We start from the raw sequence: 23,145 nt of genomic DNA on the forward strand, positions 1-23,145 counted from the left end.
GGCGTTCCGCGCACTGAATCGCATACGACTTAAAATTAGATTGATATTTCACATGACCTTTCTGACGCGCCGGAGGGTTCAACCACTTGCGTTGCCGCGGAAAGACTCCCATGGAGGAGCATGCCCATCCATCCGCCGCAACGGCTCGATCAACTGCTTCTTTCGCTCGGCCTGTTTCCCAGCCGTTCCCGGGCCCGCGATGCGATTGCGCGCGGCACGGTGAAGGTGAACGGCCAGGTCGTGAACAAGCCCGGCCAGACCTTCCATGACGATGTGGTGATCGAGATCGATGATCCCGCGCAGGACTATGTGTCGCGGGCGGCGCTGAAGCTGGCGGCGGCGCTCGATCATTTCGGACTCGATCCTGCCGGACACACCTGTCTCGATGTCGGCGCCTCGACTGGCGGCTTCACGCAGGTCCTCCTGCAGCGGGGCGCATCCCATGTAACGGCGATCGACGTGGGTCATGGCCAGTTGCATCCGTCGCTGGCGGCAGACCCGCGCGTGACGAATATCGAGGGCCTCAATGCCCGCAGCCTGACCGCGGGCGACCTTGCAGGGCGCAGGATCGACTTCGTCGTATCCGACGTATCCTTCATCTCGCTGAAGCTCGCGCTGCCGCCGGCGTTGAATCTGGCCGAGCGCGGAGCCATATGCGTGCTTCTCGTCAAGCCGCAGTTCGAGGCCGGCCGCGATGCCATCGGCAAGGGCGGCCTTCTGAAGCAGCCGGGAAGCGGACGGAGCATCGCCGCGTCGCTCGCAGAGTGGCTGACGGACGAGATGGGCTGGCGAAGCCTCGGCCTCATGCCCTCGCCCATCCCCGGCGGCGACGGCAACCAGGAATTCCTGCTGGCAGGAACGAAGACCATATGAGCACGCAGACGGTCACCATCGACAGGCTTGGCGCACTGGGCCACGGCATCGCCCATACTTCCGAGGGACCGGTATATGTGCCGCATGCCCTTCCGGGGGAGACAGTGGCGATCGCCCGGCATGGCAGCCAAGGCACCGTGATCTCGACGGCGAAGACCTCAACCGACCGCGTGGCGCCGACCTGCCGCCACTACGATCCCGACCGGGACGCCTGCGGCGGATGTTCCCTCCAGCACCTGGCGGAGCTCCCCTATCGCGACTTCAAGCGGGAGCTGGTTGTCGCGGCTCTCGCAGCCAAGGGTCTGACGCCGGAGGTGGGGCCGCTGGTGGCTTGCGGGCCGGGCCAGCGGCGACGGACCGTGTTTTCCGTGCGCCGCACGGAAAAGGAGCTGCTGCTCGGCTTCAACAGGGCCGAGACGAACCATATCGTCTCCATCGAAGACTGTCCCGTCGCATCGCCGGGAATCATGGACAGGCTGGAGCAGATCCGGCGGGTCGCGGCGGCGCTTGCCAGCGCCGCGGGGGCCTTCCGGCTCGCGGTGCTGGAGACCCTGACGGGGCTCGATCTCGCCGCCGACGGCCTGAAACCTCTCGGAGACAAGCAGCGAAGGGGGGTGGTCGAGGCGGTCCTCGCGCTGAGGGGCATCGCCCGCGTCTCCGCCAACGGCGAGATCCTGGTCGAACCGCAGAAGCCGGTGGTCGATTTCGGCGGCGTCCTCGTATCACCCCCGCCCGGAGCCTTCATGCAGGCGACGAAGGAGGCCGAGGACGCGATGGCGGCGCTCGTCCTTGCCCATACAGGAAAGGCGAAGCGCGTGCTCGACCTGTTCGCCGGTTCAGGGACCTTCGCGCTCCGGCTCGCCAGGACGGCGCGTGTGCATGCGGTGGAGGGCGAGGAAAAGTCCCTGAAGGCACTCGATCAGGCGGCGCGCAACACGCAGGGCCTGAAGCCGGTCAGCGTGGAGAAGCGCGACCTGTTCCGCCGGCCGCTCACGGCCCAGGAACTCAAGGCCTTCGATGCGGTCGTCTTCGATCCGCCCCGCGCCGGAGCCGAGGCGCAGGTCAGGGAACTGGCCCGCTCCGGCGTCAAAAAGGTCGTCGCCGTCAGTTGCAATCCCCTGACGCTCGCCCGCGACCTCAGGCTTCTCGCCGACGGTGGCTACGGGATCCGCACCGTCGTGCCGGTGGACCAGTTCCTCTGGTCGCCCCACGTGGAAGCGGTCGCCCTTCTCGAGCGTTGACAAACCGGCCCAGCAAAGCATCAACCGCGCGCATCCGGAAGTTGTGCACCTAGTTGGTTGCACTTCCGTCTCACAGATGCAATCTTTGCGATTATTGACAGACACACTGTCACCGAAGATTGCAGCGGGAGGGAAGTCATGACAGCGATTGCAATGCACGGACATGGCGTACGCGGAATGAAGCGCGAGACGCTCCACTCATTCAGCGGTATCGGAGATCCCGGAAAGTTCGGAGTCATGTTTCCGGACCTGTTGCCGCTCCATGTGGACGACGACGCGCTGTTCGCCCTCGCGCGGGCGATGCGGGACGAAGGCGATATCGGCGTGGATCCGGACCCGGACGGCGACAATGCGAGCATACCTGCCGGCTATACCTATCTCGGCCAGTTCATCGACCACGACATCACGCTGGACACGACGCCGCTCGACCAGCAGAAGGCTGACCCGAACGCGACCGACAACTTCAGGACGCCGGCGCTCGACCTCGACTCCCTGTATGGCGACGGACCCGGCATCCATCCCTATCTTTACCAGCGCGACCCCGCGACGTTCGAGATCACGCCGCTGCTTCTGATCGGGCGTACGGCCGCGTCGGACAATGAACTGGACCAGCCCATTCCGTTGCTCCGGAACGACCTGCCGCGCAACCAGGTGGGTCATGCGCTGATCTTCGACGAGCGCAATGACGAGAACCTGCTCGTGGCACAGATGCACCTGCTGATGCTGAAGTTCCACAATGCGGTCGTCTACTGGCTGAGGCAGAACGGCTCGCCGCTCACGGGCACGGCCCTGTTCCTGGAGGCGCGCCGGATCGTGACGTGGCACTACCAGTGGATCGTCCTGTTCGACTTCGTGGAGCGGCTGACGGAACCGGGCCTCATCAACCGCATAAAGAAGGAGGGACGACGCTTCTATCGCTTCAAGAAACGCCCCTACATGCCGGCGGAATTCGCCGCCGCCTGCTACCGGCTGGGCCATTCCATGGTTCGCGAAACCTACAGCCACAACCGGGCATTCCACCCCGGCAGTCCCCGGATCGCCAACGGGACCCTCCAGGCGCTGTTCTTCTTCACCGGCAAGTCCGGGAAGATCGTCGGAGAACTGGCCCCGGCCTCACCGCCGCCGCCTCCCCCTCTGCCGCCACTTGCGCAACTGCCGTCGAACTGGATTATCGACTGGCGGCGTTTCTTCGACCTGGCGGGCGAAGGAGGCGCGGACTTCACGTTCAACTTCTCACGGAAGCTCGATCCCTTCATTGCCCCCTCGCTTCATACGCTTCCCGGCCTGCGCGAAGACCCGACGGAGCAGGAGGAGCGCGAGGCCAACCTCGCCTTCCGCAACCTGCGGCGCGGCGTCCAGATCGGCCTGCCGTCCGGTCAGGACATCTGTCGCGCGATGAGAATCCAGCCCATGACGCCGGAGGAGATTGCCACGGGACCCGATGGCGAGATCGCGAAGAAGCACGGCCTGCATGAGGCGACACCGCTCTGGTACTATGTCCTGAAGGAAGCACAGCACCATCACGAAGGGAGGCGGCTGGGGCCCATGGCCTCCACCATCATCGCCGAGACCTTCCTGGGCATGATCCATGGCGACGAGGAGTCGTTCCTGTGGAAGCGCTCGAACTGGAAGCCGGAACTGCCCTGCGAAGAGCCAGGCCATTTCACCATGGCCGACCTCATCCGTTTCGTGGGCGACATCAATCCCCTCGGCCCCTGAATCGGAAGGCCGCGGCGAGGATGCCGCGGCCTTTCGCTATGTTCATCCGGATGGGCGGCTCAGGCCGCCCGACGTCCGTCCCGGCTCGTTGCCGCAGGCTGCACGGACGTGCCCAGATTGAAGCGCCACAGAAGCTCCATGAGCTCGGCGGCTTCCGTTGCGAGGTCCGAAGCATTGCTCAGGCGACCGACCATTCTGGGAAGGGAAAAGGCGCATCATGCGCAGGGACGCCTCCTGCGCCCGGCGCATACTTAAGGATAAACTTATTAATACTTGACTAAAGTTAAGTTTCGGGCCCTTCAGCGACGCATGAAGGCCTCGAACGCCGCCCGCGCCTCGGCGCTGCGGAGTTGGGCGGTGAAATGCACCAGTTCCTCGTCCATGCGCGCCAGCACGTCGTCGCCATTGCCGCGGATGAGATTGCGGGCAATCTTCAAAGCGTGCGGCGGCTTGGCCGCAAGGCTTGCCGCGAGCGCAAGCGTCTCGGCCTCGACATCGCTGGCGGGGACGACCTTCCAGACGATGCCCGCTTCACGGGCCTGCTCGGCGGAGAAGCCCTCGCCGGCGGCCAGGAGCGCGAAGGCTCGCTGGTGGCCCATGACCCGCGGCGCGATGAGGCTGGAAGCGGCCTCCGGCACCAGCGCGAGGTCCACGAAGGGGGTGCGGAACAGGCTGCGGTCAGAGGCGATCGTCATGTCGCAGTGCAGGTGGATCGTCGTGCCGATGCCGATCGCCAGGCCATCCACGCCGGACACCATCGGCTTGTCGCAGGTGGCCAGCGCCTGAAGGAAGTCTGCCGCCGAGGGGCGACCGCCACCGCCCATGGCATAGGCGAGGAAATCCCCCATGTCGTTGCCAGCCGAGAAGCAATTGTCGGTGCCGAGGAAGGCAATGGCGCGGATATCGGCATGGTTGTTCGCATCGTGCAACGCCTCGGTCATCCGCGCATACATGGCGGTGGTAATGGCGTTCTTCTTCTCCGGCCGGTTGAGGCGGATGACGAGGACGCCCGGCTGTGCCTCGGGCCGCTCGAAGAGGATGTGGCTGTCGCTCATGGCTTCCTCCTCAGGCGAGCACGGCGCGGGCCGCTTCGAGACTTGCCGCCCCCTCGACGACCTGGCGCTTCAGCGCCGCCGTCTCCGGAAGCAGGTTTTCCACTGCGAAACGGCAGAGCGCCAGGCGCGACGCTCCCTTGCCGTCCTCGGCGGGGGCAAGCGCGCCCTTGGCAAGATAGATCCCTGTCAGCACGAGGCCGAACAGCCGCTGATAGGGCGTCGCGCCGGCAAGTGCCTGCGAAACACGGCCCTGCGCCTGTGCCGTGAGGAGCCATTCCGTCGCGGCCTCCAGATCGGCGATTGCCGCCTGCAGGCCGGCAGCCGTCTCGCCGAAGGCGGGGTCGTTCGAGGAGGCGACGTGTCCGGTGATCTGTTTCAACTCGGCGATAAAGCCGCTCACCTGGCCACCGCCGGAGAGCGGCAGCTTGCGGGTCACCAGGTCGATCGCCTGGATTCCGTTGGTGCCTTCGTAGATCGGAGCGATGCGGGCATCGCGGAGGTAGCGGGCGGCACCGGTTTCCTCGATGAAGCCCATGCCGCCATGCACCTGGATACCGAGCGATGCGACGTCCACGCCGGCATCCGTGGCGAATGACTTGGCGATCGGGGTCAGTAGCGCGGCGCGTTCGCCCCAGGCCTTCGCCTCATCGCCCTCGCTGTGATGGGCCATGTCGATGGCGTGGGCGCAAGCGTAGCAGATGGCGCGCGAACCCTGGGTCAGCGCCTTCATGGTCAGCAGCATGCGGACGACGTCAGGATGTTCGATGATCGGGCTCATGCCGGCCCCGGTCCATCCCGGGGCCTTACCTTGCGTCCGCTCGCGCGCATAGGCGATCGCCTTCTGGGTCGCGGCTTCCGCGATCGCCACGCCCTGCATGCCGACGGCGAGACGGGCATTGTTCATCATCGTGAACATGCAGGCGAGACCCTTGTTCTCCTCTCCCACGAGCCAACCGATCGCGCCCTTCCCGTCGCCGAACTTGCCGTCGCCGTAGATCATCGTGCAGGTCGGCGAGCCGTGGATGCCGAGCTTGTGTTCGATGGAATGGCAGAAGACGTCGTTGCGGGCGCCGAGCGAGCCGTCCTCGTTGACCAGGAACTTCGGCACGAGGAAGAGCGAGATGCCGCGCGTCCCGGCCGGCGCGTCGGGAAGGCGCGCCAGCACCAGGTGAATGATGTTGTCGGCGGCATCGTGCTCGCCCCAGGTGATGAAGATCTTCTGGCCGAAGATGCGGTAGGTGCCGTCGTCGCGGCGCTCGGCGCGGGTCTTGAGGACGCCGAGATCGGAACCGGCATGCGGCTCCGTCAGGTTCATCGTCCCGGTCCATTCGCCGGAGACGAGCTTTTCGAGATACCTCGCCTTGAGGTCCTCGCTGCCATGCTTATCGAGCGCCTCGATCGCGCCCATGGTAAGGGTCGGCGCGAGCGCGAAGGCCATCGAGGCCGAATTCCACATCTCGAGGGCAGCGACGTTGAGCATGTGCGGCAGGTTCTGGCCGCGATAGGCCTCCGGCCCGGTGAGGCCGTTCCAGCCGCCTTCCCGCCAGTTACGGTAGAGGTCGGCCCAGCCGTCCGGGGTCGTCACCACGCCGTTAGCGATACGGGAGCCCTGCCTGTCGCCGGCCTCCCCGAGCGGCGCCATCTCGTTGGTGGCGAAGCGTCCGGCCTCTTCGAGAATTGCTTCCACCAGATCCGCGGACAGATCGCCGAGTTTGCCCGTTTCGATGGCTCCAGACAGTCCGACGACCTGGTTCAGGGTAAAGGCGATCTCCTCGACCGGAGCCTTGTACATGCTGCATCCTCCTCATGGACGGCCGAGACAAAGGCTCGGCGGAACTCCCTGCTTTTTACGTAAACGTAAATCAGCTTGTCAATGGAGCCCTGGAGAACAGGTCACCAAAAAGCCTGCCGGGCGGGCGCCGGGCAGGCTTCAGAAGCTTGAGGCCGCCACGAGCGGCGTGACCGATCAGTAGTACGGCGAGTAGCAGGTCTGGCGCGGCCCGTTATAGGGCTGGAACGTGTTGGAATAGGCGTCGTAGGACCGGTAGCGGGCGTGGCACCAGTCGTAGTGGCGAGGGTTGAGTCCGGTGGCGCGATAGACCGGTTCCGGCTCCACGTAGCGGGGCTGAGCCGCAATCGCTCCGCCGATCAGCGCTCCGGCGCCGAACGCCGCCAGCGGGAACCAGTAGCCGTCGTGGTAGCGGTAGCCGGGACGGTGATGCCGATAGCCGCGGTGCCCGTGATAGTAGCCGCGACGGTAGCCGCGATGGCGCACTTCGGTTACATCCGAGCTGACCTCGATCTTGGCCACCGGTGCGGCAGGCAGGGGCATTGCCTGTGCCGGCATCATGCTGGCGGCCACGGCCGCCACCGAGACGGCGGCGATCGCGACCTTCCTGAACAGGTTTTTCATTATCGTCTCCATTCAAGTTGAACTGTCTGCGCTCCTGCCGTCCGTTCTGCTGCCGGGCGTCGATGGATCATGAAGATGCTATCCTTTTCAAGCTGAACCATGGATTAACATCGAGCCCGAAGAGCTTTTCGCCAAGAAGCCGCCCTCGGTGAGGGCGGCTTCGAACATCAACGCTCGTATCAGGAATAAGGCGAATTGCACTGCTGGCGCGGACCGTTATAGGGCTGGAAGGTGTTGTCCGAAGCCCGATACGAGCGATAGCGGTTCTCGCACCACTGGTAGTGGCGGGCGCTGAAGGCGGCACTGGGCCGGGCCTGAGCCGCGCCACCGATGATCGCCCCGGCCGTGAACGCCGCCAGCGGGAACCAGTAGCCATTGTAGTAGCGGTAGCCCGGACGACGGTCCCGATAGCCGCGGTGACCGTTATAGTAGCCTGCCCGGTATCCGCGGCGATAGTCACGGCGCGCTTCCCGGCGGTCCCGGCGGCCTTCCCACCGGTCGCGATACTGGACCTCCGTCACCGCATTCTGAGTTGCCGCGGCCGGTGCTGCCGGCAATGGCATCGCCTGAACCGGAACGTAACTGGTGACTGTTACAGCCAAGGCCGCCGCAACGGTTGCGAGACGAAATCTCAAGGTTCTCATGGCGCTTCCTCTTTCCTTTTTGTGCCGTCATCAACGGAAACGAACCAGCGTTGGTTCCCGCCGGTCCAGCGAGTGACCATGCCGCAGCGATACCTGCAGTTAACCATAATGCACGTAGGATCATCGAATCCGACATGGGAGGATCAGGGGTGCAGGCGAGCGAAAAGCTGCGATATTATCAGGCCAATCCACCGAGGCGCCTGCCCTCCATCAGTGCCGCGCCGCATTCCGAGTTCCTGCGGACGGGCCGGATTGCGCGGCCGGCGCCTCCCTGGGCCGGTGTGGGCGGGAAACGCTACCTCACCCGCGAGGAGGTTGCGGAGCGTACGGGCCGGAAACTGACGAGGGCGGGCGAGACCACGCATCAGCGGATCAACGCATTCCATGAAGCGATCCGCTTTCCCAAGCTCATCTTCTACCGTGTCTTCGACGAGATCCCACACCTCGGCTACTGCCACGTCACCACCTCGACGACGTCGTTCGGTCAGCGCGGACCGATCCACTGGTCCTTCTATATCGCCAACTTCTCCTCAGACATCAGTGAGACCTATCCGTTCTTCGAGAACATCCGCAGCGGCTATTCGCGGATGTATTTTGCGGTCGCATACGAGAAGGCACCGGGTGAGACGCTGCGCATCGACCGTTCCCTGAGGAAGGACGGGCTGCTGTTTCGAACCGATGATCCGCACGAAGCCATGAAGAACGTCCTGTTGCTGGGCGCCCGCAACCAATCCATCCGCGCGATGATCAAAAAGCTCTAGCCTGCGGAGTTTGCCGTTGCCGTGCCGGCCGGTTCCGCGATAGGACGCGGAACATGACGGCAAGGATCATTCATCATCGAACAGACGCGCAGCACGCGCTGAACGAAGCGGTGGCGGCACTGGCCGAGGGCCTGCCGGTCGCCCTTCCCACCGAAACGGTCTACGGCCTTGCCGCGGACGCGACCAATCCGGCAGCCATCACGCGCATCTACGAAACCAAGGGCAGGCCTCGCTTCAACCCGTTGATCTGCCACATGGCCGATATCGCCATGGCGGAGTGGCATGCGGTTTTCGATCCGGTATCGCGGCGGCTTGCCGAGCAGTTCTGGCCGGGCCCCCTGACCCTTATCCTACCGCTCAGGACGGATTCGGCGATCCACCCTCTGGCGACGGCAGGCCTGGACACCGTCGGCATACGGGTGCCGGAGGGCTTTGCGTCCACGGTCATCCGCCAGTTGGGAAAGCCGCTTGCCGCCCCCAGCGCCAACACGTCCGGGAAGGTCAGTCCGACCAGCGCAAAGCATGTCGCCGAGGATCTTGGTGAAAAGCTGACCCTGATCATCGACGGCGATGCGGCACCGGTCGGCCTGGAATCGACGATCGTCCGTGTCGATGGCGATCTCGTCCGCCTCCTGCGCCCCGGCGGCGTCTCCGCCGACCGGATCGAGGCGGTAGCGGGGCTGCCGATCGTCCGCCCGCAGGGTGCCGCAGCGAGCATCGAAGCACCGGGGATGCTGGCGAGCCACTACGCACCTGGCGCGCCGGTGAGGCTGAATGCCACCGAAGTCCAGGCGGATGAGGCGCTGATCCGTTTCGGCGAGCGGCACGTCGAGGGCGAGGAACGGGCGATAGCCGTTTTCGATCTCAGCCCGCGCGGCGACCTTGCGGAAGCCGCAGCCAATCTGTTCGGCTACCTCAAGCAGGCAGATGCGACCGGAGCCCATGGGATCGCCGTCGCCTCCATCCCCGACAAGGGACTGGGAGAAGCGATCAACGACCGCCTTTCGCGCGCCGCAGCGCCGAGACCTTAGCAGGGAGGATACCGATGGACACCATTTCGGGTATATCTCCGGACCTGCTGGACCGTTTCGCGGCCATCGTCGGAGAGGGCAACGTCCTGCGCAGACCTGAGGACATCGCGCCCAGGTTGGTGGAGAACCGCGGGCTTTACCGGGGCGCCTCCCCCATGGTCTTGAAGCCCGGCTCTACGGAGGACGTGGCTGCCATACTGAAGCTTGCGACGGAGACCCGGACACCGGTGGTCCCGCAGACCGGCAACACCGGCCTCGTGGGAGGACAGGTGCCCCGCGGGAGCGGCACCGATCTGATCCTCTCGCTCGAGCGCATGAACCGGATCCGCGACGTGGATCCCGTCGCCAATGTGCTTGTCGCCGAGGGCGGCGCCATTCTCGCAGACGTGCAGAAGGCAGCCGAAGGGGTGCAGCGGCTCTTCCCGCTGTCGCTCGGATCCGAGGGCTCCTGCCGCATCGGCGGCAACCTCTCGACGAATGCCGGCGGCACGGCGGTCCTGGCCTATGGCAACATGCGGCAGCTCTGCCTCGGCCTGGAAGTGGTGCTGCCCACCGGCGAAATCTGGGACGGCCTGCGCCGGCTGAAGAAGGACAATACCGGTTACGACCTGCGCGATCTGTTCATCGGCGCGGAAGGTACCCTTGGCGTGATCACCGGGGCGGTGCTGAAGCTCTTCCCGCAGCCCATCGGCCGGCAGGTGGCGCTGGCCGGCATCGCCTCCCCCGCCGATGCGCTGCGGCTGTTCGAGAAGGCATCGAACCTGTGCGGCACCTCCCTCACCGGCTTCGAACTCATGCCTCGCCTCGGCGTCGAGTTCACGACCCGCCATATCGAAGGCGTCCGGGATCCGCTGTCGGAGCCGCATCCCTGGTATGCGCTGATCGACATCTCCACTTCCGACTCGGCCGAGACAGCCGAGACCATGGTCCACGCTCTGCTGGAATGGGGCCTGGAGACGGGCCTGGTGCGGGACGCGGTCATCGCAGGCTCCGTGGCGCAGCAGAAGGCGCTATGGCAGATGCGCGAAAGCATGTCGGATGCGCAGAAGCCCGAGGGCGGCTCGATCAAGCACGATGTCTCGGTTCCCGTGTCCAGCATTCCGCTGTTCATGGAAGAAGCCGGAAAAGCGGTGATGGCAGCAATACCCGGCGCCCGCATCTGCGCCTTCGGCCATCTGGGCGACGGCAATATCCACTACAACATCTCGCAGCCCGTTGGGGCCGACAAGGCCGCCTTCCTCGCGCGCTGGTACGAGATCAACGAGGTCGTCCACGGCATAGTCCTGTCGCTGGACGGTTCGATTTCCGCCGAACACGGGATCGGCCAGTTGAAGCGCGACGAACTCGCGCGCATCCGGCCCACGATCGAGATCGACCTGATGCGTCGCATCAAGCGTGCGTTCGACCCCGCCAACATCATGAACCCCGGAAAGGTCGTCGCCATCGAATGAGACCGGTGGCGGGCTGATCGCCCGGCGCTAGCGGCGTACCTGGGACAGCGCCCAGAGGGTATCTGCACTGATGCCGGTATAGGCACCGCTGCCGGTGAGGATATCGACCGGCGAGGGACCGGTCACGCCGCTCTCCAGATCGTACAGGATCGTGAAGCGCTGGACCAGCTTGCCGATCTTCTCGGGATCCTTCAGGTCGTTCAGGTCGAGCCTCTCTTCCACGATCTTCGCCTGCTGATCGATATCCATGGAGCCGATCTCGGTGGGCAGGCTGAAGGTGATGCGGAAGAACTCCATCAGCGCTTCGTCGCCGAGGATGCCGTAGGCATCGGTGATCGAGTCCGCCATGCGCTCGAAATACAAGGCAAGGCGCACTCCGGCATTCTCCTCGCCCTGCTGGATTTCCAGGGTCTGGCGCAGGTAGAGGTTCTGCGTCTCAAGGACCTTGCCGCGCCCCTGGATCGTCGCCGGCGCGTCGCGGTCCAGATTGCCATTCTCGTCGAAATTGAACGAGCCCAGCAGCTCGGCAAATTCCCTGTTCGTCTGCTGGTTCACGAAGCTGTCAGGGTCATCGAGGTCCGAAGCGAATATCTGTTTCAGGAAGTCATCCGTGACCGTCGATGCGTCGATACCCTTCGCCGTCAGAACGAAATCCACCAGGCGACGATCCTTCAGGAACTCGTCGAGCGTTTTGATGCCGCTCATCGTCTCGGTGTAGTAGCTTGATTCCTCGTCCGCCTTCTTTCGCGCAGCCTCTTTCTCGTCCCCCTCCAGAAAGCGGGTCTGCTGCACGATATAGGCCTTGGCCGTCTCGGTGATGGTGGCCGTCGACTGAGCCTGGACCGGCGCCATGATACCGCCGTCCCGCGTGAAATTGAAGGCCTGCGCCAGCGTCAGGTAGCGTTCGTCCTTGAGGCGGTAGACGTAGCTCTTGGGGTCGGAGAGGTCGCTCTTCAGCACGTTCTTCAGCGTCAGCAGGGAGATCGAGTCCGGATCCAGTCCGACGGCCTGCAGGGGAAAGCCATAGATCGCCTTGTCGGACAGGAAATCCTCGACGGACTTCACCGCCGCCATCTCCGACTTGTAGAGCTTGATCGCCTTTTCGTCCGCCTCTTCCTGCTTGTCGTCATAGCGGCTGAAGTAATGGTTCGACGTCAGCGACGTCTGGGCGGCGGTCTGCGCGACTGGCCCATCGAGGCTGCCATCGGTGTTGAAGTTGAAGGCGGTCGCAAGCTCCAGGTACTGGGGTCGGTCCTTGCCGTAGAGATTGGCGTAGCTGTTCGGATCCGAAAGATCACTGGTCAGGATCTGCTCCAGCGTCGACTTTACCACGAAAAGCTCGTTAAGGTTGAAGGCCTTGCGGACGTAATCGTAAAGTCTCGGGTCGTCCAGCAGATCATCGACGCTGGTGATCGTCGGGATCTTTTCCTCGAAATAGTCCCGTTCGCGAAGCGCCGAAGCCTGCGTCTGGCGCGGCCGGCTGAGCAGGTAGAGGTCGGTAATCGCCTCCAGTTGCTGTTCTGTCTGCGCTGCACCCTTCGCCGATGTGCCGTCCGCAGCGAATTCGAAGGCGCCGGCGAGATCGATATGAGCCTGTGTCGACTTGATGGCCTTCTGGTAGCCGGCGATCTCCAGCTTAAGGGACGCCTTCCTTTCCACATGCTCACTAGAATTGGTACCAAGGGCAGCAAGTTCTGCCTGGGCCGTTGAAAGCTTGGCCATCAGATAGGTCATCTGATCCTTGAGCACGGTGTTGGTGTAGCTCGCAGGATCATCCTTGTCACTGCTCATTGCGCTGCGGACGACTTGATAGGAATACACGCTGTCGTCGATGCCCAGCGATTCAAAGACGTATCGGCGCAGCCTGTCATTGCTCAGGATGTCGTCCACATGATCGACCTGCGCCATCATGGCCTTGTAGTAGCGTGTCTCCTCCGCCACATGATCCTGCGCCGCGACGATGCTCTGGTCGTAGAGTTCAAGAATCTCCTCCTGCTGCGCGGCCGACTGCGCGACCGGCGTGCTGCTGCCGGAGAAATTGAAGGCGGCGGCGAAGTTCTTGTAGCGGTCGTCGGTGAGAAGGTTGGCGTAGCTGTTCGGGTCGCTCAGATCGCTTTCGAGCACCTTCTTCATGAAGGCCTTGGCATAGGTCATCTCTTCCAGGCCATGGGCTTTCATGGCGTAGGAGAACAGGCGGTAGTCGTTGACGAACTCCTCGACCGAGGTGATCTTGCCGATATTCTCCGCATAGTAGGCCGCATCCCGCGCCACCATGTCCTGACTTGCGACACGCTGCAGGGTCTTGAACATGTCGCGGTTGACGAGGTCGTAGCTGAGATATGTCGAAACCATGGACAGGTGCTCCGGTCGCAATATTGCCGACAGCAGCATGCCCGAGCTTGCTTGCCCGGGGCTTTTGCTTCCCGACGTGCACGCGAGAGAACGTGTTCACCTTCTGGAAACCGAGCAGGATTGGCGTTTGATAACCATTCCCCGACGCAAAACTTCCTTAACCGCGATTTTTAAGCGGTCCGGCATAGAGCGGCCCGTATGGTCTGCCCATCAGAGGACAAAAGTCCCGCACGAGAAACCGGAAACGGCTCTCAGGTAAAACAAGGGTAGCATACACGATGACAAACACGGTTCTGAAGCCTGCCTGGGCAGGCTCCACGCTCAGGCTCGACCCCACGCGGTTTCCGCAGCAAGTCACCTATGCCCTGCGCGACACCTCCGGCGATGTCGTGATCACCATCGACTCGCGGGGCGCCATCCTGCGCAAGACGCTGCCGTCGAGCGGGCTGCCACTCTCCTTCGCCCTTCCCGCCCGCGCCTTCAAGGGAGTGGCCGCACGGGCCATCGACCATGGCGACGGGCAGGTCACCGTGACGCTCGAACTGCATCACGAAGACCCGGAACTCTGCATCCCGCTCCTCGTCGCCCATGACCTGTGCGACATCGCCGCCGACTGGCGCAGCTGGTCGGAGGCCTTCCGCATCCCGATGCTGATGGTGGAGGCCGACGGCGTCGCACGGCCGCTCGAAAACCATCTGGGCGATGTTCGCACGCAGGAGGCGAGACCGCGCCGCCGCCATTCCTATTTCGCCGCCCGCCGTCCGCGCTTCCTGGTCCGCCGCACCACGGGCAAGCTCGGTGTGACGATGAAGATCGAGGGCAAGGAGATCATCGCGCGACGCTAGCCGATCCACCGCCGCCCGCGCTGATGCTGGAGCCCGGCCGCAAGCCGGGTTCCTGCGTTTCAGGCGAACGGCAGCGCCAGAACGAGTCCGGCAAAGACGACCGCGCCCACGCGGGTGTTGAACTTGAAGAGCTGCAGGCACTGGTCCGGGTTGTCGATGTCGAGGACGAGGATCTGCCACGCGAACATGACGGCCGCCACGAGCAGGCCGATATAGGCGGGCACGCCGACGCCCGCCGCGAGATAGGCCGCGAGCAGAAGAACCAGCGTCAGCCCGTAGAGGCCGACGAGCCAGCGCCCGGTGTTCTCGCCGAACAGCCGCGCGGTCGAGCGCACACCGACAAGGGCGTCGTCCTCCTTGTCCTGGTGCGCATAGATCGTGTCGTAGCCGATCGTCCAGGCGACGGAGCCCATGTAGAGCCAGATCGGCGCCCATGCCAGGCTGCCGAACAAGCCGGCCCAGCCCATCAGCGCGCCCCAGGAGAAGGCAAGCCCGAGAAAGAACTGCGGCCAGTCGGTGAAGCGCTTGGCGAAGGGATAGATCGCCACCACCCCCAGCGACAGGATGCCGAGCAGGATCGCGAAGCCGTTGAACTGGAGCAGCACAAGCAGACCGACCAGCGCCTGGAGGACGAGGAAGACCTTCGCCTGGAAACGGCTTACCCGGCCCGACGGCAGGGGCCGCGAGCGGGTCCGGGCGACCTCGCTGTCGATGTCGTGATCCACGAGGTCGTTATAGGTGCAGCCGGCGCCGCGCATGGCGACCGAACCTATGAAGAACAGAGGCAGGTGGAAGACGAAGAGGCCGACGGACAGCTCCTCGCGGCCGGCGGCAACATTTGCAGCCAGCGCCGAGGACCAGAAGCACGGCCACATCAGCAACTGCCAGCCGATCGGCCTGTCCCAGCGGGCGAGCTGCGCATAGGGCCATGCAGGACTGGGCAGCACGCGGTAGACCCAGTTGTCGGAAGGCGCATCATAGACGCGGCCGTTGAGATCGTCGATTTTCGTCATGCTCAGGTCGTAGCGGCCCTGCGGCCCGTTCGCAAGGCAGGAACCGCGCGAGACGCTTTCAGAAAGTCACCGGCTCCAGTGGGCTCCGGGTCGCTTCGAACGCCTTCATCCGCTCTTCCCGCTCGGCGATGTAATTTCGGTTGTCGGGCACAGCCATGCGCTTTTTGGTGAGCTGCATCTGGAAGATGAAGAAGTTCTCGTGCGTGAAGGCCATCTCGGAGCCGGCGAGGTAGAATTCCCACATCCGCACGAAGCGCTCGTCGTAGATCGCCACCGCTTCCTCCCTCCTGGCGAGGAAACGTTGGCGCCAATGGCGCAGCGTGTGCGCGTAGTGCATCGGCAGGATCTCGATGTCGGCAACCAAAAGACCGGCCTTCTCGATCGAGGGCATGACTTCCGCCAACGAGGGGATATAGCCGCCGGGGAAGATATACTTCTCGATGAACGGACCGTTGTAGCGCGCCGGGTAAGGCTGACCAATGGCATGCAGGACCATCACTCCGTCTTCCTGCAGGACATCGACGGCCTTGCGGAAGAACCGGCCAAAGTTCAGCCGCCCCACATGCTCGAACATGCCGACGGAAACGATGCGGTCGTATTTCACCGACGCCGGCAGGTAATAGTAATCCTGCAGTTCGAAACGCACGCGATCCGAAAGGCCCCGCTTCGCCGCCCGGTCGCGGGACACGCGCAACTGCTCCTGGCTCAACGTGATGCCGGTGACGTCGGTGCCACAGGCTTCCGCCAGATACATGGCCATTCCGCCCCAGCCGGAACCGATTTCAAGAACCCTCTGGCCCGGCTCGGCAAGGAGCTTTGCCGCGATATGGCGCTTCTTGGCGACCTGCGCCTCGTAAAGGCTGATATCAGGCGGATTGAAATAGGCGCAGGAATATTGCCAGTCCTCGTCTAGGAAGAGGTCGAAGAGCTTGGCGCTCAGGTCGTAGTGATGGGCGACGTTGCGCTGGTTGCGGTTGACCGGCACGCCGTGCCTGACGCGCGCTTGCGCGATGCGGAGGAGCCCGCGCCATATCATCCCCGGAGTCAGCGCCTCACTCAAGGTATTGTCCTTGACGATCGCGAGCAATTCGTAGATGTCGCCCTCCTCGATCAGGAGGCGCCCGTCCATGTAGACCTCCGCCAGCTTGAGCTGCGGGTCCGAGGCGATTTCTTCCTCCGCCTCCGTGTCGGTGAAGCGGATGGCGACGGTCCGCCCGCCTCCGTCGCCGAACACCTGCGAGCCGGTCGGGCCGCTGACGGTCAGCCTTCCCTTCCTGATGATCTTGGCGAGAAGTCGACGCAGGGACGAGGTCATGAAACTACCTCCGGACGAAGTCTATCTTGCAGAATAATAAGGAATAATTGCTTTCTCTGCAGTTGCAAGCACATCTACGCGCGAAAACATTGCACAAAAAAGGATGCCGTCCAACGGGTTTGGGCCGCATCCTTTCGCGCAAACAGACAAGTTGCTAACGGCGCTTGAGGGCCTCCGCGAGGGCGGCGCCGAGCGCACCCTGGGAGCCGGCGCCTTTCGGCTCCGCCTTCATCTGCCGGGCGTTCGGGTGCGGCCCGTTTCGATTTGCGCCGCGGGGAGCCGGAGCTGCCTCCCCGCCATCCTTTCGCATGGTGAGAGCAATGCGCTTGCGCTTGACGTCCACTTCGACAACCCGAACCTTCACGACGTCGCCCGCCTTCACGACCTCATGTGGATCCTTTACGAAGCGGTCGGCGAGCTGGGACACGTGGACAAGCCCGTCCTGGTGCACGCCGATATCCACGAAGGCTCCGAAGGCGGCAACGTTGGTGACGGTCCCTTCGAGCAGCATGCCGGGCTTCAGGTCCGTGATCTCATCCACGCCTTCCGCAAAAGTCGCCGTCTTGAAGCTGGGGCGAGGATCGCGGCCGGGCTTTTCCAGTTCGGCGAGAATATCCTTCACGGTCGGCAGGCCGAACTGCTCGTCGATGAACTGCCGCGGATCGAGTTTTTTCAAGGTGGCGCTGTCGCCCATCAGTGTGCGCAGGTCGCGGCCGCAAGCGGCAACGATCTTCTTCGCCACCCCATAGGCTTCCGGGTGGACGGCCGAGGCATCCAGCGGTTCCTTTCCGTTGGGGATGCGAAGGAAGCCCGCCGCCTGCTCGAAGGTCCGGTTGCCGAGGCGGGCGACCTTCAGGAGTTCCTTCCGGCTCTCGAAGGGACCGTTCTGGTCGCGGTGCAGAACGATCGCCTCGGCGATGGCGCGGCTGAGGCCGGAGACGCGGGAGAGCAGCGGCGCGGATGCCGTGTTGAGATCGACGCCCACCGCGTTCACCGCATCCTCCACAACGGCATCCAGCGAGCGCGACAGCTTTCCCTGGTCGACATCATGCTGATACTGGCCCACGCCGATCGACTTCGGCTCGATCTTCACGAGCTCCGCCAAGGGATCCTGAAGGCGGCGCGCAATGGAAACCGCACCGCGCAGGGAGACATCGAGGTTGGGGAATTCGGCCGCAGCCGTTTCAGACGCGGAGTAGACGGATGCGCCAGCTTCCGAGACGATCACCTTGGTGGGCTTCGGCGCCGGAAGGTTGGCCAGCATGTCTGCCACCAGCTTCTCCGTCTCGCGGCTGCCGGTGCCGTTGCCGATGGCGATAAGTTCAATCCCGTGCTTACGGACGAGCGATGCGAGCTCGGCTTGCGTGCCGCGGAGGTCGTTCCTCGGCGGGAACGGGTAGACCGTCGTCGTCTCCAGCAGCTTGCCGGTACCGTCGACGACGGCAACCTTGACGCCGGTCCGGATACCGGGATCGAGTCCCATGGTCGCCCGCGACCCGGCGGGAGCCGCCAATAGCAGGTCCTTGAGGTTACGGGCGAAGACGTGAATCGCTTCCTCCTCGGCGCGCTCGCGCAGTTCCCGCATCAGGTCGAGCGAGAGCGACGTGGAGAGCTTGACGCGCCAGGTCCAGCCCGCAACCTCCATCAGCCAGCGATCCGCAGGCCCCTTGTCGCCAATCTCGAAGGCGGAGGCGATGATCCGCTGCGCCGGCTTGACCGGCGACGGATCGTCCTGATCCACTTCAATGGACACCGCCAGCACTTCCTCGTTCCAGCCGCGCAGCATGGCGAGCGCCCGGTGGCCCGGCACCGTCGCCCAGCGTTCCGAATGGTCGAAATAGTCCGCGAACTTCGCGCCGGCCTCCTGCTTGCCGTCGACCACCTTCGCCTTGAGCACGGCGCGTTCGCGCATATGCTGGCGCAGGCGGCCGAGCAGGTCGGCATTCTCGGAAATGGTCTCGGCGACGATATCGCGGGCACCTTCGAGCGCCGTCTTCACATCCGTCACCTCGCCCGCAACGTAGGCCGCGGCGAGATCCGCCGGGTCGGCAGCGCGATCCGCCCAGATCGCTTCCGCCAGCGGTCCGAGCCCCCGCTCGCGGGCGATCTCGGCGCGTGTGCGGCGCTTCGGCTTGTAGGGGAGATAGAGGTCCTCCAGTTCCGCCTTGGTGGCGGCCCTGGCGAGCTTTGCCGCCAGTTCGTCCGTCATCTTGCCCTGCGAGGTGATCGACTCGACCACCGAGGCACGGCGCGCTTCCAGTTCGCGCAGGTAGACGAGCCGCTCGGAGAGCGTACGCAGTTGCGTGTCGTCCAGGCCGCCGGTCACTTCCTTCCGGTAACGGGCGATGAAGGGGATCGTCGCGCCTTCGTCGATCAGGCCGACGGCGGCGGCAACCTGGTCCGGCCGGGCGTTGATCTCGGCGGCAATCGCGGCGGCAAGGAGACGGATGTCGGCGGCCATGGCACTCTCTCTGTTCGCAAGGGAGGGCGACCATAATCAAACTTTACGGCATGGCAACGTGGAGAACCGGCGATTCCACAGGATGCGCTTGACCTTTGCCTCCCCTCCCCTTAACCGCCGCGTAAGGCAAGAAGAGAGGGCGAGAGATGAAGGTTCTGCTGATCGGCTCCGGCGGACGCGAGCATGCACTGGCCTGGAAGCTCGCGCAGTCACCGACGCTGACCAAGCTTTTCGCGGCCCCCGGCAATCCCGGCATCGCCGAACATGCAGAACTCCTTCCGCTCGATGTCGACGACCATGCCGCCGTCGCGACGTTCTGCCGGGATGCCGGTATCGATCTCGTCGTCGTCGGTCCGGAGGCGCCGCTGGTGGCGGGGCTGGCCGACCGGCTCCGGGACGCAGGCATCGCGACCTTCGGACCGTCGGCGGCCGCCGCGCAGTTGGAAGGCTCGAAAGGTTTCACCAAGGATCTGTGCGCCCGCTACGGCATTCCGACCGGTGCCTACCGGCGCTTCACGGATGCGGAAGCGGCGAAAAGCTACGTGCAGGAACAGGGCGCGCCGATCGTCATCAAGGCGGACGGGCTTGCCGCCGGCAAGGGCGTGACCGTGGCCATGACGCCCGGCGAGGCGCTGGCTGCCATCGACGACTGCTTCTCCGGCACCTTCGGTTCAGCCGGCGCCGAAGTCGTGGTCGAAGCCTTCCTCGACGGCGAGGAAGCGAGCTTCTTCTGCCTCTGCGACGGCAAGACGGCGCTGCCCCTGGCGACCGCCCAGGACCACAAGCGGGTCGGCGATGCGGATACCGGCCCCAATACGGGCGGCATGGGCGCCTATTCTCCCGCGCCTGTCATGACGCCGGACATGGTCGAGCGGACGATGAAGGAGATCATCGAGCCCACGATCCGCGGCATGGCGGAGAGCGGCCATCCCTTCACCGGCGTCTTCTTCGCGGGCCTGATGATCACCGCCAAGGGACCGGAGCTCATCGAGTACAATGTCCGCTTCGGCGATCCGGAGTGCCAGGTGCTGATGATGCGGCTCAAGAGCGATCTTCTCGTGCTGCTCCATGCCGCGGCAACCGGGACGCTCCACCAGGTTTCCGCCCAGTGGTCGCAAGATATCGCGCTGACGGTGGTGATGGCCTCGAAGGGCTATCCGGGCACCTATGAAAAGGAAACGCCGATCGGCCCGTTGCCGCAGACGTCTGAGAAGGAGCAGATCTTCCATGCCGGAACGGCATTGAAGGACGGCAGGCTCGTGGCGACCGGCGGGCGCGTCTTGAATGTCACCGCCACGGGCAAGACAGTGGCAGAGGCCCATTCTAAGGCCTACGCCCTGGTGGACCGCGTCCCGTGGGAGAACGGCTTCACCCGCCGCGACATCGGCTGGCGGGCGATCGAGCGCGAGCGCTCCTGAACGAACGCCAACTGTTTACCGAAAACTTACCAGTCACGCTGACCGCTTCGAAACCTTCGGCTGATACTGCTTCTCCATTCTGAGAGGAGTTGTGCCATGCGGTTTGTGCTGACCAGTGCCCTGATCCTGATGGCGGGATCGGCGGCGGCTTCATCGATCCTGCCGCTCGCCGGCAACGGCGGCAACGGCAGCATTGTCATGAAGACCTGCGGCGACTGCCCGCCTCCCAAGACCGAGGAAGAGGTTTCCGGCTACAAGGTTCCGGTCCTGGACAAGGGGCCGCAGCGCATCGAGATCGTTGAGATCGGCGGTGAGAAGAAGCTCGTCCGGACGGAAGCATGGCTCGGCGGCTCTCCCGTCGTGCATATCAGCAAGATGCAGGACTGGATGGTGGAAGGCGGCTCCATGTTGGCCGGCACCGTAGGAGACGGTGTCGACCATGCCCTGGTAGGAGCTGTGAAGACCGATGCCGACGGCGTAGCCCCGGCAAACGAATCGTCGCCCCTCGACCTCGATGCCTTGCATTTGCGGCTGAACTGACAGGCTGGCTGTCAGTTCGGGCCTGGCGACTAAACCAATAATCAATCTTTAATCTTCATTGTGCCTGCAGTGCGGTGCAGCACCGTGAAGCGCAGGACGCGCAACTTCCCTCCCATAGCCCAAGTCACGCGCTCGCGGCTGGCAACAGTTGCGGCGTGTTCAGCGAGTCCACATGAAAAACCTCAAGATTTCACACCAGCTCTTTATTCTCATTACAGGGCTGATGATCGCCTTCGCCGGCGTCACCTACTACCAGATACGCACGTCCGTCGCCTCAATCTACGCGGAGCGCTACGACATGTTGCGGACCCAGGTGGAGTCCGCCATTTCGATCATGCAGGTCTACCACGACCAGGAGAAGGCGGGCACGCTCAGCCGGGAAGAGGCCCAGAAGCAGGCTTACGCCACCGTCGCCGCGATCAAGTACGAGCCCGCCGGCTACGTCTTCGGCATGACGAAGGACATCGTCATGACGTTCCACTACAACTCGAAAAATGTCGGGACATCCCAGAAGGGACAACCGGACAGGATGGGCAAGCTGTTCCGCGAAGAGATCGTCAAGAACGCCCAGGCCGGCGGCGGAATCGTCGAATACCATTGGGAAAAGCCAGGCTTGGCGGCCGACAAGGTCTACAAGAAGGCCGTCTATTCGAACATGTTCGCGCCCTGGGACGTGGTGGTCGCAACGGGCGTCTACGTTGACGATCTGGAGACGAAGGTCAGCAACACCATCATGGAAGTGATCGCCTTCGGCTTCGTCGTCTTTCTCGCGGCCGTTGGGCTGGCCTTCCTCGTCATCCGCAACATCACGAAGCCCCTCGCAGCGGTGCATTCGGCGCTCGAAGCGGTGGCGAACGAGGATGTCTCTCGTGCCATACCGCACACGGACATGCGCAACGAGGTCGGCATGATGGCCAAGGCGACCGCCGAATTGCAGGAAAAGGTGCGCGAGCGCCATGCCCTTTCCGAACGCCAGGTGCAGCAGCAGCAGGAACTCGACCGGGAGCGCCAGCAGAACGTCGCCCTGCAGCAGGAGGAAGCGCAATCGCAGGCGCGCGTGGTAGCTACCATCGGCACCGCACTGGAGGCGCTGGCGCAAGGCGACCTCACGGTTCGCTGCGGCGACCTCGGCAGCCGCTACGCCGCCCTTCGCGACAATTTCAACGATGCCTTGTCGCGCCTGGAGGCGGCCATGGCCAAGGTCAACGCCAAGGGCATCGACATCGGCGGCTCCAAGGAGGAAATCCGCCGCGCCTCCAGCGAGCTGTCGCAGCGCACCGAGCGGCAGGCAGCCAATCTGGAAGAGACCTCGGCGGCACTGGACGAACTCACGGTCGCCGTGCGTCAGACGGCCGACGGCGCGCGGGAAGCAGCGCAGCGCGTGACCGCGGTCAGCAGCGAGGCCGGGCGCAGCGACAGCGTCGTCACCGAAGCGATCAATGCGATGAGCAGCATCGAGCAGTCGTCCGCGGAAATCGCCAAGATCATTGGCGTCATCGACGAGATCGCCTTCCAGACCAACCTGCTGGCGTTGAATGCCGGCGTGGAAGCGGCGCGCGCCGGCGAATCCGGCAAGGGGTTTGCCGTCGTGGCGCAGGAAGTGCGCGAACTGGCGCAACGGTCAGCCGCCGCCGCCAAGGAGATCAAGGACCAGATCTCCCGTTCGTCCGGCGAGGTGCAGAACGGCGTCCGGCTGGTCGGGGAAGCGGGCGAGGCCCTGAAGCGGATTTCCGACCAGGTGAAGGCGGCAAGCGACGTGGTCAGCAAGATCGCCCATTCCGCCGCAGAACAGGACACCACGCTGCGGTCGATCTCGTCGTCGCTCAACCAGCTCGACGCGGCGACCCAACACAATGCGGCCATGGCGGAAGAGACCACCGCCTCTGCCGAATCGCTGGCTGTCGACACGGAAGAACTGCTTACGCTGATCCGGACCTTCCGGGTGAGCCAGCGCTCGGAAGTGCACCGCCTGCAGGGCATGGCGGAGCAGATGCGCAAGGCCGGATAACAACC

Annotated in this window: 18 protein-coding genes; 10 read left to right on the plus strand and 8 right to left on the minus strand. The window is 64.2% G+C overall.

The window, feature by feature from the left end:
* The first annotated feature begins 120 nt into the window (after positions 1–120).
* The 3 genes from RTCK_RS18695 (at position 121) to RTCK_RS18705 (ending at position 3,833) form a co-directional block, all read left to right on the plus strand.
* A complete protein-coding gene (locus tag RTCK_RS18695; protein WP_142593919.1) occupies positions 121–873 on the plus strand; it encodes a TlyA family RNA methyltransferase in 753 nt (250 codons plus the stop codon).
* The gene (locus RTCK_RS18700; RefSeq protein ID WP_142593920.1) at positions 870–2,114 is read left to right on the plus strand and encodes a class I SAM-dependent RNA methyltransferase; all 1,245 of its coding nucleotides are present in this window, start codon (positions 870–872) and stop codon (positions 2,112–2,114) included. The genes RTCK_RS18695 and RTCK_RS18700 overlap by 4 nt, the downstream gene beginning before the upstream one ends.
* A gap of 138 nt (positions 2,115–2,252) precedes the next feature.
* Positions 2,253–3,833 (plus strand): peroxidase family protein, encoded by a 1,581-nt coding sequence (locus RTCK_RS18705; protein ID WP_142593921.1) that lies wholly within the window; start codon positions 2,253–2,255, stop codon positions 3,831–3,833.
* A 299-nt stretch (positions 3,834–4,132) separates the two neighbouring features.
* On the opposite strand, the gene RTCK_RS18710 is transcribed toward RTCK_RS18705, so the two are convergent.
* The 4 genes from RTCK_RS18710 to RTCK_RS18725 all read right to left on the minus strand — a co-directional run bounded on the left by RTCK_RS18710 (position 4,133) and on the right by RTCK_RS18725 (position 7,945).
* Positions 4,133–4,888: a crotonase/enoyl-CoA hydratase family protein gene (locus RTCK_RS18710; protein WP_142593922.1), complete on the minus strand. Its 756-nt coding sequence runs from the start codon at positions 4,886–4,888 to the stop codon at positions 4,133–4,135.
* Between the two features lie 10 nt (positions 4,889–4,898).
* The gene (locus tag RTCK_RS18715; RefSeq protein WP_142593923.1) at positions 4,899–6,680 is read right to left on the minus strand and encodes an acyl-CoA dehydrogenase; all 1,782 of its coding nucleotides are present in this window, start codon (positions 6,678–6,680) and stop codon (positions 4,899–4,901) included.
* Between the two features lie 174 nt (positions 6,681–6,854).
* Positions 6,855–7,301, minus strand: a complete 447-nt coding sequence (locus RTCK_RS18720; protein ID WP_142593924.1) for a BA14K family protein — start codon at positions 7,299–7,301, stop codon at positions 6,855–6,857.
* Between the two features lie 179 nt (positions 7,302–7,480).
* Complete coding sequence (locus RTCK_RS18725; RefSeq protein WP_142521546.1) at positions 7,481–7,945, minus strand: BA14K family protein; 465 nt, start codon at positions 7,943–7,945, stop codon at positions 7,481–7,483.
* 134 nt (positions 7,946–8,079) lie between these two features.
* On the opposite strand from RTCK_RS18725, the gene RTCK_RS18730 reads away from it, so the two are divergent.
* Genes RTCK_RS18730 through RTCK_RS18740 form a run of 3 tightly spaced genes read left to right on the plus strand, consistent with a single transcriptional unit; the run spans position 8,080 to position 11,188 of the window.
* The gene (locus RTCK_RS18730) at positions 8,080–8,706 is read left to right on the plus strand and encodes a DUF6656 family protein (RefSeq protein WP_408004574.1); all 627 of its coding nucleotides are present in this window, start codon (positions 8,080–8,082) and stop codon (positions 8,704–8,706) included.
* Between the two features lie 53 nt (positions 8,707–8,759).
* A complete protein-coding gene (locus tag RTCK_RS18735) occupies positions 8,760–9,737 on the plus strand; it encodes an L-threonylcarbamoyladenylate synthase (protein ID WP_142593925.1) in 978 nt (325 codons plus the stop codon).
* 14 nt (positions 9,738–9,751) lie between these two features.
* Complete coding sequence (locus RTCK_RS18740) at positions 9,752–11,188, plus strand: FAD-binding oxidoreductase (RefSeq protein ID WP_142593926.1); 1,437 nt, start codon at positions 9,752–9,754, stop codon at positions 11,186–11,188.
* Between the two features lie 27 nt (positions 11,189–11,215).
* Here the strand turns inward: RTCK_RS18740 and RTCK_RS18745 are convergent, their stop codons facing one another.
* On the minus strand, positions 11,216–13,540 hold the full coding sequence (locus tag RTCK_RS18745) for a DUF1217 domain-containing protein (protein WP_142593927.1): 2,325 nt from the start codon (positions 13,538–13,540) through the stop codon (positions 11,216–11,218).
* Positions 13,541–13,818: 278 nt separating this feature from the next.
* On the opposite strand from RTCK_RS18745, the gene RTCK_RS18750 reads away from it, so the two are divergent.
* The gene (locus tag RTCK_RS18750) at positions 13,819–14,385 is read left to right on the plus strand and encodes a DUF6101 family protein (RefSeq protein WP_142521550.1); all 567 of its coding nucleotides are present in this window, start codon (positions 13,819–13,821) and stop codon (positions 14,383–14,385) included.
* A 59-nt stretch (positions 14,386–14,444) separates the two neighbouring features.
* Here the strand turns inward: RTCK_RS18750 and ubiA are convergent, their stop codons facing one another.
* From ubiA to RTCK_RS18765, 3 genes are all read right to left on the minus strand, one after another.
* Positions 14,445–15,398 carry a 4-hydroxybenzoate octaprenyltransferase gene (gene ubiA, locus RTCK_RS18755; RefSeq protein ID WP_142593928.1) on the minus strand — a complete coding sequence of 318 codons (954 nt, stop codon included), beginning with the start codon at positions 15,396–15,398 and terminating at the stop codon, positions 14,445–14,447.
* Positions 15,399–15,456: 58 nt separating this feature from the next.
* The gene (locus RTCK_RS18760) at positions 15,457–16,713 is read right to left on the minus strand and encodes an SAM-dependent methyltransferase (protein WP_142593929.1); all 1,257 of its coding nucleotides are present in this window, start codon (positions 16,711–16,713) and stop codon (positions 15,457–15,459) included.
* A gap of 154 nt (positions 16,714–16,867) precedes the next feature.
* Positions 16,868–19,174 (minus strand): Tex family protein, encoded by a 2,307-nt coding sequence (locus RTCK_RS18765; protein WP_142593930.1) that lies wholly within the window; start codon positions 19,172–19,174, stop codon positions 16,868–16,870.
* 146 nt (positions 19,175–19,320) lie between these two features.
* Between RTCK_RS18765 and purD the strand changes: the two genes are divergently transcribed.
* The 3 genes from purD (at position 19,321) to RTCK_RS18780 (ending at position 23,140) form a co-directional block, all read left to right on the plus strand.
* Positions 19,321–20,592, plus strand: a complete 1,272-nt coding sequence (gene purD / locus RTCK_RS18770) for a phosphoribosylamine--glycine ligase (protein ID WP_142593931.1) — start codon at positions 19,321–19,323, stop codon at positions 20,590–20,592.
* Between the two features lie 96 nt (positions 20,593–20,688).
* Positions 20,689–21,132 carry a plant virulence effector HPE1-like domain-containing protein gene (locus tag RTCK_RS18775; protein ID WP_142593932.1) on the plus strand — a complete coding sequence of 148 codons (444 nt, stop codon included), beginning with the start codon at positions 20,689–20,691 and terminating at the stop codon, positions 21,130–21,132.
* 172 nt (positions 21,133–21,304) lie between these two features.
* Positions 21,305–23,140: a methyl-accepting chemotaxis protein gene (locus tag RTCK_RS18780; RefSeq protein WP_142593933.1), complete on the plus strand. Its 1,836-nt coding sequence runs from the start codon at positions 21,305–21,307 to the stop codon at positions 23,138–23,140.
* Positions 23,141–23,145: the final 5 nt, after the last annotated feature.

This window comes from Pseudorhizobium endolithicum, assembly GCF_902153245.2.
In the GTDB taxonomy this organism is placed as follows: Bacteria; Pseudomonadota; Alphaproteobacteria; order Rhizobiales; family Rhizobiaceae; genus Neorhizobium; species Neorhizobium endolithicum.

Bases quoted from the DNA above. Each gene is read 5' to 3' on its own strand.
- RTCK_RS18780 (WP_142593933.1), top strand. From the start codon at position 21,305: ATGAAAAACCTCAAGATTTCACACCAGCTCTTTATTCTCATTACAGGG.
- RTCK_RS18735 (WP_142593925.1), top strand. From the start codon at position 8,760: ATGACGGCAAGGATCATTCATCATCGAACAGACGCGCAGCACGCGCTG.
- RTCK_RS18720 (WP_142593924.1), bottom strand. From the start codon at position 7,301: ATGAAAAACCTGTTCAGGAAGGTCGCGATCGCCGCCGTCTCGGTGGCG.
- ubiA (WP_142593928.1), bottom strand. From the start codon at position 15,398: ATGACGAAAATCGACGATCTCAACGGCCGCGTCTATGATGCGCCTTCC.
- RTCK_RS18745 (WP_142593927.1), bottom strand. From the start codon at position 13,540: ATGGTTTCGACATATCTCAGCTACGACCTCGTCAACCGCGACATGTTC.
- purD (WP_142593931.1), top strand. From the start codon at position 19,321: ATGAAGGTTCTGCTGATCGGCTCCGGCGGACGCGAGCATGCACTGGCC.
- RTCK_RS18750 (WP_142521550.1), top strand. From the start codon at position 13,819: ATGACAAACACGGTTCTGAAGCCTGCCTGGGCAGGCTCCACGCTCAGG.
- RTCK_RS18725 (WP_142521546.1), bottom strand. From the start codon at position 7,945: ATGAGAACCTTGAGATTTCGTCTCGCAACCGTTGCGGCGGCCTTGGCT.
- RTCK_RS18710 (WP_142593922.1), bottom strand. From the start codon at position 4,888: ATGAGCGACAGCCACATCCTCTTCGAGCGGCCCGAGGCACAGCCGGGC.
- RTCK_RS18775 (WP_142593932.1), top strand. From the start codon at position 20,689: ATGCGGTTTGTGCTGACCAGTGCCCTGATCCTGATGGCGGGATCGGCG.
- RTCK_RS18700 (WP_142593920.1), top strand. From the start codon at position 870: ATGAGCACGCAGACGGTCACCATCGACAGGCTTGGCGCACTGGGCCAC.
- RTCK_RS18760 (WP_142593929.1), bottom strand. From the start codon at position 16,713: ATGACCTCGTCCCTGCGTCGACTTCTCGCCAAGATCATCAGGAAGGGA.
- RTCK_RS18715 (WP_142593923.1), bottom strand. From the start codon at position 6,680: ATGTACAAGGCTCCGGTCGAGGAGATCGCCTTTACCCTGAACCAGGTC.
- RTCK_RS18740 (WP_142593926.1), top strand. From the start codon at position 9,752: ATGGACACCATTTCGGGTATATCTCCGGACCTGCTGGACCGTTTCGCG.
- RTCK_RS18705 (WP_142593921.1), top strand. From the start codon at position 2,253: ATGACAGCGATTGCAATGCACGGACATGGCGTACGCGGAATGAAGCGC.
- RTCK_RS18765 (WP_142593930.1), bottom strand. From the start codon at position 19,174: ATGGCCGCCGACATCCGTCTCCTTGCCGCCGCGATTGCCGCCGAGATC.
- RTCK_RS18695 (WP_142593919.1), top strand. From the start codon at position 121: ATGCCCATCCATCCGCCGCAACGGCTCGATCAACTGCTTCTTTCGCTC.
- RTCK_RS18730 (WP_408004574.1), top strand. From the start codon at position 8,080: ATGGGAGGATCAGGGGTGCAGGCGAGCGAAAAGCTGCGATATTATCAG.